Here is an 11937-nt window from a genome sequence, read left to right on the forward strand (position 1 = left end):
AGATCAGGCCATATTCACCGCCACTCGCGGGCGGAATGACCCCATCGCCAGTAGCGTTTCCTGGCGGCGTCGAATCTCGTTCTCTGTCATCGCAAAATCCGGCCCGACATTCTCTATCATGATCGACGAAGTCGATGACGCAAAACAACCGGCCCGTCGCAGGTCACCTTTGGACTTGAGATATTCGAACGTAAACCCGGCCATGTAGGTATCCCCCGCCCCGGTAGCATCGATCAGGTCGATCTCATACGGCGGAATATCAATGAACTGCTTGCCGTCGTAGATCACCGAACCAAGTTCCGCAAGCGTGACGATGACGATCTTCGGTCCCCAGGATTTGAGGATCTTGGCCGCCTCATACGGATTTTCGCGGCAATCTATCCCGGTCAGTACTTTTGCTTCCATCTCGTTCGGCTTGACGATATCAAACAGCGCGAAGGCATCCTCGATCCCTTCCGGTTTGTCATGGGTGATTCGCTGTTGGGAATCGATATCCCGCAACAACCCCTGCGGATCCAAAAAGAACAGCCCTTTCGGATAATTCTTCCGAATCTGCGCCACCATCTCAAGCGAGACCTCTTTGAGGATCGGCCCGATCAGTATCGCCTCGGAATCTTTGTAGAGCGATGGTTCAATCGCGGTGATATTCGCGGCCCTGCCCAGGAGATCGAGCGTCCGATTGCCGAAGGCATCATAATAAATCAGCGAAAAGCCGCCGGTCTCTTTGGAGGGTGTCACCACCGGCGTGATATGATATTTCTGCATATCGGCCATGAACTGCGCTTTGAGATCATCGCCGACCGAACCGATCAGTTTCACTTCTTTGCCGAGTTTCGCCAGCACCAGCGCGGCGTTGGTGGAGCATCCGGAAAGAATGCGGGTTTTGGTATCCACACGCGGAGTTTTGATATAGTCATACACAGGATTGCCGATTGCGGTGATCATATAGACTTTCTTTGAATAGATGTCCGAGAGTCGGGGTTAGACTTCCTGGCGATCGCCCAGCATTTTGCGGGCATAGACCAGACGCTGCACCGAAGTGATGGTGGAGGTTGCGCCGACAATGATGAGCGCAAATTCAAGCCATCCGCCGCGGGGCCAGGTCCCGGTCGGGAAATATATCTCCATGATGGCGCCAAAAATGATCAGGATGAATTTTTCGAGTCTCCCCATAATACCGACCGCGCAATTCTGCAGTTTGCCGATAGACTCAGCCGCGGCGCGGGTGTAGCTGGCGATCAACATGCCAAAGAGCGCAAACAGACCCCACCCCGGGTGTACCGCGCCGGACATGGTGATACCGGCCAGGATAAAAAACTCGCCGTAGCGATCGGAGACATGGTCAAGAATGCCGCCAAAGACAGTCCCGGTGTTGCCGGCCCGTGCGGTGGAGCCATCAAGCATATCGGCAAACGATGCCATCAGCATCCAGAATACCCCCCACCCCATGCTGTCTTTCCAGAAAAAGATCCCGGAGACGGCAGCGCACACGAGTGACACTCCGGTCAGAAAATTGGGGGTCAGCCCCATGCGGTGACAGACCTTACCAAGAACCAGTGAGGTTTCTTCGTACCACTGTCGCTTGCGCTGATTGATAGTTGGTGCAGGATTCTGCTGCTCGGTCTTCATGACCGGCCAATATGTGCGGTTTAGTCCCCGGAGTCAACCGATCAGACCGGCCTAGATTGAGCGGTTGACAAGGTGGCCGATTGGGGGGATATTCCCCCGAATGTTCATCGATTATGTTGAAATAGAAGTGTTTGCCGGAGATGGCGGGCATGGCTGTATCGCCTTCCGGCAGGAGAAATATATTCCCAAAGGTGGCCCGGACGGTGGCGATGGCGGTTGGGGGGGCGATGTTATCGCAGTCGCCGACAGCAACTTGACCACCCTTCTGGACTTCCGGTATCGCAAGGTTTACAAAGCCGATAAGGGGCGATTCGGCGGCGGTGGCCTCAAGACCGGCAAGTCCGGCGACCCGATTCTTCTGCGCATCCCGGTCGGCACCATTATAAAGGATGTCGATACCGGCGAAACGATCGCCGACCTCGATACCCCGGAAATGCAGGTCGTCCTCGCCAAAGGGGGTAAAGGGGGACATGGGAATGCCTACTACAAATCGGCGGTTAATCAGGCACCGCGCAAAGCGCAGGATGGTGCGCCCGGCGAGCACCGGAAGCTGGCGCTTGAGCTCAAACTGCTGGCCGATGTTGGCCTGGTTGGTTTGCCGAATGCAGGCAAGTCGACCATTCTGGCGGCCTTCTCTGCCGCACGACCGAAGATCGCGGATTATCCATTCACCACGCTGGTGCCGAATTTGGGGATCGTCAAGATCCGCGAGTTCAAATCATTTGTGATGGCGGATATCCCGGGGCTGATCGAGGGTGCCTCCGAGGGGAAGGGACTCGGTATCCAGTTTCTCAAGCATATCCAGCGGACACGCCTGCTGGTCTATGTGATTGACATTAACGAAGAAGATATTATCAAGACACGGGAGTTGCTCGAGAACGAACTGGCGACTTTTGATCCGGAATTGCCGGGGAGACCGTCGATGACGGTGATAACCAAAACCGACACGACCACCGCCGCCAAAGTAAAAGCATTTTCCAAAAAGCTACCGAAGGATTATCTTTTCCTGTCGGCGGTTTCCCGTGAAGGGGCCGACGATTTTTTATTAGCCATCGAGCGGAAACTTGACGAAGAACGAATTAACAGAACGGCTGACTGATTCGCTGACCCTGCTGCAGGTTCCGGGTATCGGCAAAGGTCGCTATAATCGACTGATCCAGAAATTCGGGTCACCCTCGGCGGCGCTGGCCGCCTCGGTGCATGATCTGGAGGCGGTACCGTTCCTTTCGCATGGATTGGCGACAGCTATCAAGCAGCAGGCCGATCCGAATACTGCGCGCGCAACAGCCGCGCGGATTTTTCAGCTTGGGTGGGATGTTCTCTTCCCTGATATCCTGGGATACCCGGTCGCATTGTCGCGCATCCCCGATCCTCCCCCGATCCTCTTCCGCATGGGAGATCCGATCCACGAAGATGACAAACTGGTTGGCATAGTCGGCACACGGCATCCATCGGAGCGCGGCAAACTCTTCACCGCCAAATTGGCCGCTGATCTGGCACGAGCCGGAATCACTGTTGTCTCCGGGATGGCCGAAGGGATCGATTCCGCCGCTCATTCTGGTGCGCTGGATGCCGGTGGAAAAACGATCGCCGTCTGGGGAACCTCGCTGGATATCGTTTATCCGCCGACCAACAAAAAGTTGGCCGAGCGAATCGCCAAACAAGGGGCGGTCTACTCGGAGTATCTTCCGGGAACCAGTCCGGACAAGGCATTTTTCCCCGAGCGGAATCGGATCATCTCCGGGCTGTCCGAAGCGATCATCGTGATCGAGGCGGGCGCCAAATCCGGCGCGCTGATCACGGCGGACCATGCAATCGAACAGGGGCGCGAGCTGTTTGCGGTCCCGGGTTTTCCGGATGCGCTGACCTCATTGGGGACCAATAGTCTGATCAAAAAAGGGGCGCGATTGCTAACCGGGATACAGGATCTGTTTGACGATCTCCCCGTCTTGCCGGAAAGGTCTCTGCCAGGCGGTTTCAGTCATTGCTGGACCTTACCGATATGGAACGGAAGATGATCGCGCTGTTGGCCGAGGGGCCGGTGCAGATCGATATTCTCTCCCGCACGGCCAATCTGACGATCTCCGAGGTACTTGAATATATGCTGGCGCTGGAATTAAAAGGGGTGGTACAGGAACTCTCCGGTAAGAGGTTCATGTTATCTGAGCTAACCGTATGATCTCACAAACTGCAAAGATAGTAAATAAGCTCGGCTTGCACGCTCGTCCCTCGGCACTGCTGGTGACGACTGCCTCCAAATTCCAGTCCGAAGTCCATTTCACCAAGAACGGTCTGCGGGTCAACGGTAAGTCGATCCTTGGCGTGATGATGCTGGCTGCTGAGATGGGGTCGGATCTGTTGATCGAGTTGGATGGACCGGATGAAGAGCAGGCGATGACGGATATCCTTGCGGTGATCGAGTCCCGCTTCGGCGAATCAGAGTAGGCTAACCACGTCATTGCGAGGAGACCGGCCACTCACTAGACATTGAACCGCCCGTTCACCTCCGGTCGACGAAGCAACCCCCTCCATTCAATTACCGCCCAATCCGCGATTGCCTCACCGTATCATGCCGCGCTGAAGGGCATCCAGACTTCTTGCGCGGCAGTCGTCCTCGTCTGCCCGACCCCTGTTAAAAAGTCATTGCGAGAAGCGAAGCGACGAAGCAATCAGTTCCAACTACTGCCTCATTCCAGCGAAAGCATGCCCCGAGACTGAACCTGGGCTGGACTCCACGAAAAAGTCTGGAATCCCAGCGTGCGCTGGGATGAGGCGGGTGAGGGTTCGCGATGACCAAGAGAAGATGGATTCCCGCCTGCGCGGAATGAGGCGTGGCAGGACTCTCAAAGTTCTGCGGTGGTGAAGACCGAGTTCTGCCTGGGCAAGGCTCGCGATGACGTTTCAATAAAGTTCGGCAATGTTGATGAGTGAAGGACGGGCAGACGGGGACATCTGCCGCGCAAGGATGGCATTACTTTGCCGGGCAAGGCTCGCGATGATGTGCTGTGTGTCGTTTCCCCCCTCGACCTTCCCCCCAGTTATTCCGCTTGCCTATCATTTCCCTACCTGCCTATCTTATATCAGACTATAGCCGCAAGTGATTGACCTATGAAGAGTAATCGAAAACTAATTAAGGGTGTGCCGGCCTCCCCCGGGATCGCCATCGGCCATGCCCGTGTGATCCTTGCCGATGATATTCGCATTCCCGAGATGATCATCCCTGCCGGTCGATGTCAGGCGGAGATCGACTCACTCGATAAAGCGGTCGCCGCCACCATGGCCGAAGTGCGGAAACTCCGCGATGCCGCCAGCAAAAAAGCATCCGGACCGATCGCCAAGATCTTCGATGCGCAGATGATGATCGCATCCGATTACGATTTTATCCAGCAGGTCAAAGAAGAGATCGTCGCAAAACGCCGGAGCGCCGGGTTTGTCTACAAGCAGTTGGTCGAGAAGATAACTCACCCGTTGCGCCAGGCGAATGATCCGTACATGCGCCAGATGTCGATGGAGATCGATGCGGTCGCGCGGAAGATCCTCTCCAAATTAGGGACCGGCGCCAGCGATGAAGATATCGAATTTCCCGCCAACACCATTCTGGTTTCACAGGTCTTTACGCCAGGGCAGGTGCTGACATTCCGCGACCGCAAAGCTGCCGGATTCGCCGCCGCCGAAGGTGGGCGGACCTCACATATGGCACTGATCGCCCGGTCGTTGATGATCCCGATGGTGATTGTCGAGGATATTTCCGACCTGGTCCCGAATGACGCACCGATTATCATCGACGGCTCCACCGGAATAGTGGTGATCAATCCGAACGAAGAGGATTTCGCCGAGGCGACGCGTTTACGGAAACGTCAGGGTCCGGCACTGATCACCCAGATCAAGAAGTTGGAGACGATCCCGCCGAAAACGGCGGATGGCCGCACGATGCATATCGCGGCAAATCTGGAATTGCCGGGACCGATTGACGCGATTCTCGCCGAAAAGAAGATCTGTGTCGGGCTCTATCGCACGGAGTTCCTGTATCTTCGCGAAGGGGATTACCCGGACGAAGAGACGCAGTATCAGGTCTATGCGCAGATCGCAGAGACATTCGCACACTGCAAAGTGATCCTTCGGACCTACGATATCGGCTCGGACAAGATGAAGGAGGATGGCGAATTCGGGCATGAGGACAATCCGGCGCTCGGGTGGCGCGGGATCCGTTCCATGCTGGAGATGCCGGACATCTTCAAGGCGCAGATCCGGGCGATGTTGCGAGCCTCGGCGCGCAAAAATCTCAAAGTGATGCTCCCGATGATCTCCGACCTGTCCGAATATGAACGGGCACGCAAGCTGATCCAGCAGGTAATGCTCGAATTAAAGCGGGCGCGGGTGCCGTTTGACCCCGAGATACCGGTTGGTATAATGGTGGAGGTTCCTTCAGCGGCGTTGACCGCCGACCTTCTGGCTCGCAAGGTAGATTTTATATCTATTGGTACCAACGACTTGACACAATATACGATGTCCGCTGACCGAGCCAACGCCCGGGTCGCCAACCTGTACAATTCGTACCACCCCTCTGTGCTGCAACTGATTAAAATGACGGTTGAGGCTTGTAAAAAGCACCGGAAACCAGTATCTATATGCGGCGAAATCGCGGGAGACCAATTGGCCTTGCCGCTTTTCATCGGTTTGGGTGTGGAGCAGCTCTCCATGAACCCGGCCAAGATATATGATTTGTGCCGGTTGGTCGGTAAGATCGACACTGCGGTGGCTCGCCACCTGGTGGAGTCGGTCATGAACTGTCCGTCCGCCGCCGCCGTCACACGTCGCCTGGAATCTTTCCGGGAAGCACTCGAAAAGTAGTGAACGTTTAGCATACAGGAAGAGCGATTTGGCATTGCTTGATGATGTAGATACGATACGCTCGGTCGATCCGTCGAATATGTACAACCGGATATTCGACTTCCCCGAGCAGATGGCCGATGCCCTGAAACTGGCGGATGGCTGGAATATCCGGGCGAATGATTTCGCCGGAATCCGAAATGTGGTGGTGATCGGTATGGGAGGCTCCGCGATCGGCGGTGACCTGGTCCGCACGCTTCTGGCCGACCGCCTGGTGATCCCCTTCTTTGTGAACCGTCATTATAAGCTGCCGGAGTTCGTCGATGACGAAACCCTGGTGATCGCTTCTTCCTATAGTGGCAATACCGAAGAAACGCTCGAAGCGCTGGATGATGCGCTGAATCGCAAAGCCCAGATCGTGGCGATCACAACCGGCGGAATGCTGGAAGAAGTCGCCAAGATCAACGAGATCCCGTTGATGACGATCCCGGGCGGCATGCAGCCGCGGGCCGCGCTTGGTTTTTCGTTTGTGCCGGTCCTGATGCTGTTCGAGAAATTGGGAATGGTGAAGGGGTTGTCGAAAGAGATCGCCGGGGCGATCCGCCTGATGCAGACCTTCCGCGAACGGTATATCGAAGATTCTCCGACCGAAACCAATATGGCGAAAAATATCGCCGAACATCTGCTCGCCAAGATGGCGATCGTCTACACCGGTCCGACCCTGATGGATGTGGTGGGGATCCGCTGGAAAGGTCAGTTCTGCGAAAACGGCAAAAACATGACTTTCCATAACGTTTTCCCGGAATTCAACCATAACGAATTGGTAGCCTGGTCCGACCCGATCGGCCCGCATACCGAAAATCTGCAAGTCCTGCTTATTCGCGACCAGGGAGATCATCCCAAGGTGCAGAAGCGGATGGATATCGTGAAGGGGTTGATCGAAAAGCAGGGCGTGGATGTACTGGAAATTCGCTCGATCGGCGATACTCCTCTGGAGCGGATGTTCAGTATGATCCAGTTGGGTGACTTTGCCTCTTACTATCTGGCGGTGGTGAACGATACCGACCCGACGCCGGTAGAAGCGATCGAGAGCCTGAAGAAGGCGTTGAGCAAGTAACGTCGAGCCTGCATGCCAGGTCGACGTTGAGATTTCCAGCACAAATGAGACCCGGTAACCAACCGGGTCAGTTGCAAACAGCGGTCTCGGGGCTGTTGATTCCTCAAATCTGAGTGAACAGAAATAATGGTTGATGAGTCTATAGGAAGGTACACCAATTTGCATTTGACCTGCAGACATACGGAGTTCGAAGAGTGACCTTTCGACCGCTGATTCGGATCATCTTTATACTTTTCTCCCTTTCATTGACGGCTACTGCGGTATTGGCCCAGGAAGAAGCTGCGTCAGGTTCATCCTTCCGGACCGAGCGGATCAATGCGCTGGTCGTGGTACTGATATTCTCTGTCATCATCTTGCTCTACACGCGTTGGGCGAAGGCCGGCAAGCCGCTCTTTATCCGGAAGATCGCCGGACTGGATGCGGTAGAAGAGGCGGTCGGTCGCGCGACTGAGATGGGGAAACCGGTGTTATTCATTCCGGGGCTGCAGGAGTTGGATGAGATTGAAACGATTGCCGGAGTCTCGATTTTGGGGCGTGTGGCTGCGGTTACCGCACAGTATGAGACGCCGCTAATCGTGCCGGTCAGATACCCGTTGGTGCTGGCGGCCGGCCAGGAAGTAGTCGAGCAAGCGTACATTCAGGCGGGACGCCAGGAAGCATACAACAAAGATACCGTTCGATATGTCGCCGGTGATCAGATGGCGTTTGCCGCGACGGTCAACGGGATGATGATGCGCGATAGACCGGCTGCAAATATCTTCATGGGAGCATTTTTCGCCGAATCGCTGCTTCTGGCGGAGACCGGCAATGCCGCCGGGTCGATCCAGATCGCCGGGACGGCGCAGCCGGAGCAGATCCCGTTCTTTATTGCCGCCTGCGACTATACGTTGATGGGCGAAGAGCTGTATGCAGCCTCGGCCTACCTGTCGCACGAGCCGATCCTGCTGGGCGGTCTCAAAGGCCAGGACCTGATGAAAGTGCTGATCATCGCCGCGATTATTATCGGCGTCGCAATGGTCTTTTTCGATCAGGCCGACAAAGTCCTTCCGTTGTTTGAAGTGAAATGAAGACAATAGTCCCTATCCTTATAGCGTTTGTGGCCGGCATGATCATGCTGGTCGCGTTCTTCTTCGATACCGAGCATACCCTGATCGGCAGAGCCTCGGAAGATCTGCTGATCTGGAGTTCGATCATCGGCGGGTTCACTTTCCTGCTGGGTGCGATCTCCATCACACGACTGAATCTGCAAAGTGTGATGCGACGTAAGGCCGGATGGGGATACAACCTGGTCACGGTGATCGGTGTCTTCACGATGCTGGTGCCGGCATTGATCCCGTCGAGTTGGTTGCCAGCCGGTTTGGTGGGATTGAATGGACGCGGGGCAGGCTCAATTTACGATTTCCAGTTCATTTACATCTTCACGCCGATGAGCCAGACGATGTTTGCGGTGCTGGCATTTTATATCGCATCGGCTGCTTATCGCGCTTTCCGCGCTCGCAGTACCGAGGCAACTTTGCTCTTGCTGACCGCCTCGCTGGTTATGCTCTGGCGCGTGCCGATGGGAGAAGCATTGCTGCGACAGGTCTCGGATTCACTCCCTGAAGCGATCAATACCTATGTCATGGGTGGTGTCAGCATGGCGGTGCAGCGCGGGATCATCATTGGCGCGGCATTAGGCGCGGCCTCCATGTCGCTCCGTATTCTGCTCGGGATCGAGCGGACTTACCTGGGGAAAGGATAAGCGTTGAGTTTCTGGCAGCGCATCACCCTTATCCCCCGTCAATGGGTCTACTCGCTTGTCTGGCTGGCGGTGATCATCCCGCTGATCTTCCCGGTATCGTTCAAGATCAGCACCACGCCTGAAGCACAAAAGTTATACGACACGGTTGAAGCGATCCCGGACTCATCGGTCGTGATGCTGACATTTGATCTCTGGCCGAATGCGCTGGCCGAGACGGAGCCGATGACCCGTACGGCACTGCATCATCTCTTCCGCAAAAACTGCAAGATCGTCACCGTAACGACGATTCCGTTAGGGGGACCATCGCTGGCCGAGCGCGTAACGCGCGAAATGGCGACCCAATACGGCAAAGTGTACGGCACGGATTTCGTGAATCTGGGATATCGCGCCAACTACGTTTCGGTGCTCAAAGGGATGGGAAGCTCGATCGAAATGATCTACCCGACCGACAACTCGGGGACCATCCTGTCTGAACTTCCGCTGATGCAAAAGGTGAAAAGCTACGACGATATCGCGATGATCTTTGTTGTCGCCGACAACGGGATCATTGATACATGGGTCTCGATCGTGAATGCTCAATACGGCAAGACGATCGTTGCCGGAGTGACCTCGGTGATGGCGCCCAAGCTATATTCGTATTATGGGACCGGTCAGCTTTCCGGTCTGCTCGGCGGAATGAAGGGGGCGGCCGAGTATGAGCAGTTGGTGGGCAAGCCTTCGCTGGCGGTGATTGGGATGGGGATCCAGTCTTTGGTTCACTTTCTTCTGATCGCGATGATCATCTTTGGCAATCTGGGGTATTTCATGATGCGCCGTGCGAAGAAAGGTGAGGGCGCATGAGTTTCATGGAAGCATTCCAGATATGGCTCATGGCGTTTTTCACGCTGGCGATCTTTTCGTTTCTGTATCGGGATAACCCGGTCTACCGGTTCGCAGAGCATCTGTTTGCCGGACTATCGGCTGGCTATTATGTCGCACTATACATGGATACCATTTTGTATCAGCAGCTCTGGATCCCGATGTCGACCTCGGGCGAGTGGTGGCTGATCTTCCCAGGGTTCCTCGGTATCCTGATGTTCACTCGTTTGATGCCGAAATTTTCGTGGCTGGCGCGGTTTGGCCTGGCGTTCGTTATGGGAACCACTGCCGGCATAGCGATCATGGCAGAGCTGCACGGCAAAGTGCTATATGCGATCAGGGGGACGATTGCGGACCAGGTGAGCGGTGGGCAGGTGAACTATGTGCTGGCGGCGATCGTAGTGATCGGCGTTACCACCACCCTCCTCTATTTCTATTTCTCGAAGGAACATCGTGGTGTGTTGGGCGGGGCGGCTCGGGTTGGGATCTGGTTTATCATGATCTCATTCGGGGCGAGCTTTGGCTACACGGTGATGGGGCGTGTATCGCTGCTGATCGGGCGGGTTTACTTCCTGTATAGCGACTGGATTGGTTCACTTTCAAAGATTTTCTAGGCGGACCGCCCGGTTCGCGGTATAATTATCGCTGGCCCTAACCAACACAACTCTATATGTTACGGCAACTATGCGGATGACCAAACTCCTCATACTCATCGCGTCGCTTATGCTCCTGGCCGGTTGCGGGCAGGATCCTACCAAAGCGGTCTACAATACCAAAGCAAATCCGGAAGGATACCCGGCGCGGGCCTGCCTGATGCTTGATCAGTTGGAGTCCGGCCAACTTGCTACATACGACGAGATCACGACCAATTTCGGCGAGCTATACACCTCATTCCCGGAACTGTTGGACAATCCACAGTGGCAGCAGTTGATCGAAAGACTCGGGGTCAAATTCCGCTACCGGGCCGACCAACTGGTCGACTCTGGTGTTGTCAGGTATCGTGAGGCAGGGAAACTCTATATTCTGGCGGCATTCGCCCGTCCGCTCGATGAACGACTGCAGTATCGAAATGCCATGTTTTCGACCTGGGAAAAGGCGATTACTGATTCGATCGTTTCACCCGGTTTCGATCCGACTGCCGTTCCGGTTTCTGTAACTGACCAGCTCCGCATCCTCCGCTATTTCCTGCTGGATGATTCCATTCATCAAGATTTCGCGCAGGAGTTTCTGGTTCCACGGATATTGGACCGTCGGGCCGCTGAGGCGGCCATGAAGGTGGTCGGTCCGCAGCAGCTACCATTGATCGACAAATGTTTCCTGGCAACCCTTGGGTTCAAGTTTCGCGGACCGGGGCAGCCGATGGCCAGTTTTGCCGAACCGCCAATCGACCTGATGGCGAGCCAGCTCAGCCGCCAGCCAAATGGCTGGTATCATGCAGAGTTCTATTTCATACCACGGGAAAACCTGACGGCTGAATATACGGTCGCCTTGCGGATCGCGGTCCCTGATACAACCGCCCCGGTTTCGCCGGGGAGATTTCGGCAATTGTCGTTAGATTTCCGTCCCACCATTTCGAGCAAGAACTGGAAACCGGGCGAATTGGCGCCAGCCTATCGGCGATTCGCATTCCCGGAATCACCCAGCCAGGTGGCGATCGGTATCTATGAAAAATCCGCCGACAGCGCCCACTTTGTCCCGATGCGGGACACCGGCGAACCGATCTATATCCTGCCAGGTTCGGTCATCTCGAGTCGTTAAAGCT

Annotated in this window: 13 protein-coding genes; 11 read left to right on the top strand and 2 right to left on the bottom strand. The window is 55.4% G+C overall.

From position 1 onward, the window contains the following. Positions 1–3: 3 nt before the first annotated feature. Positions 4–945 carry a bifunctional hydroxymethylpyrimidine kinase/phosphomethylpyrimidine kinase gene (locus IPH75_11890; protein ID MBK7142768.1) on the bottom strand — a complete coding sequence of 314 codons (942 nt, stop codon included), beginning with the start codon at positions 943–945 and terminating at the stop codon, positions 4–6. 36 nt (positions 946–981) lie between these two features. After that, the gene (locus IPH75_11895) at positions 982–1629 is read right to left on the bottom strand and encodes a CDP-alcohol phosphatidyltransferase family protein (GenBank protein ID MBK7142769.1); all 648 of its coding nucleotides are present in this window, start codon (positions 1627–1629) and stop codon (positions 982–984) included. 100 nt (positions 1630–1729) lie between these two features. Here IPH75_11895 and obgE point away from each other — a divergent pair, with 100 nt between their 5' ends. The 11 genes from obgE to IPH75_11950 all read left to right on the top strand — a co-directional run bounded on the left by obgE (position 1730) and on the right by IPH75_11950 (position 11933). Beyond that, positions 1730–2728 (top strand): GTPase ObgE, encoded by a 999-nt coding sequence (gene obgE / locus IPH75_11900; protein MBK7142770.1) that lies wholly within the window; start codon positions 1730–1732, stop codon positions 2726–2728. Further along, positions 2694–3647, top strand: a complete 954-nt coding sequence (gene dprA, locus IPH75_11905; protein ID MBK7142771.1) for a DNA-protecting protein DprA — start codon at positions 2694–2696, stop codon at positions 3645–3647. Before obgE ends, dprA begins: the two co-directional genes overlap by 35 nt. After that, the gene (locus tag IPH75_11910) at positions 3632–3808 is read left to right on the top strand and encodes a hypothetical protein (protein ID MBK7142772.1); all 177 of its coding nucleotides are present in this window, start codon (positions 3632–3634) and stop codon (positions 3806–3808) included. Before dprA ends, IPH75_11910 begins: the two co-directional genes overlap by 16 nt. Further along, positions 3805–4074 (top strand): HPr family phosphocarrier protein, encoded by a 270-nt coding sequence (locus tag IPH75_11915; protein MBK7142773.1) that lies wholly within the window; start codon positions 3805–3807, stop codon positions 4072–4074. Before IPH75_11910 ends, IPH75_11915 begins: the two co-directional genes overlap by 4 nt. Positions 4075–4737: 663 nt before the next feature. Continuing rightward, positions 4738–6480, top strand: a complete 1743-nt coding sequence (ptsP, locus tag IPH75_11920) for a phosphoenolpyruvate--protein phosphotransferase (GenBank protein MBK7142774.1) — start codon at positions 4738–4740, stop codon at positions 6478–6480. A gap of 28 nt (positions 6481–6508) precedes the next feature. Further along, complete coding sequence (locus IPH75_11925) at positions 6509–7576, top strand: bifunctional phosphoglucose/phosphomannose isomerase (protein MBK7142775.1); 1068 nt, start codon at positions 6509–6511, stop codon at positions 7574–7576. Between the two features lie 194 nt (positions 7577–7770). Further along, on the top strand, positions 7771–8643 hold the full coding sequence (locus tag IPH75_11930; protein MBK7142776.1) for a hypothetical protein: 873 nt from the start codon (positions 7771–7773) through the stop codon (positions 8641–8643). Beyond that, complete coding sequence (locus IPH75_11935; protein ID MBK7142777.1) at positions 8640–9317, top strand: hypothetical protein; 678 nt, start codon at positions 8640–8642, stop codon at positions 9315–9317. The genes IPH75_11930 and IPH75_11935 overlap by 4 nt, the downstream gene beginning before the upstream one ends. A gap of 3 nt (positions 9318–9320) precedes the next feature. Then, positions 9321–10157, top strand: a complete 837-nt coding sequence (locus tag IPH75_11940) for a hypothetical protein (GenBank protein MBK7142778.1) — start codon at positions 9321–9323, stop codon at positions 10155–10157. Continuing rightward, on the top strand, positions 10154–10789 hold the full coding sequence (locus IPH75_11945; protein MBK7142779.1) for a hypothetical protein: 636 nt from the start codon (positions 10154–10156) through the stop codon (positions 10787–10789). The genes IPH75_11940 and IPH75_11945 overlap by 4 nt, the downstream gene beginning before the upstream one ends. Positions 10790–10859: 70 nt before the next feature. Further along, positions 10860–11933, top strand: a complete 1074-nt coding sequence (locus tag IPH75_11950) for a hypothetical protein (protein MBK7142780.1) — start codon at positions 10860–10862, stop codon at positions 11931–11933. Positions 11934–11937: the final 4 nt, after the last annotated feature.

It is taken from the genome of bacterium, from assembly GCA_016708025.1.
Taxonomy (GTDB): Bacteria; Zixibacteria; MSB-5A5; order GN15; family FEB-12; genus FEB-12.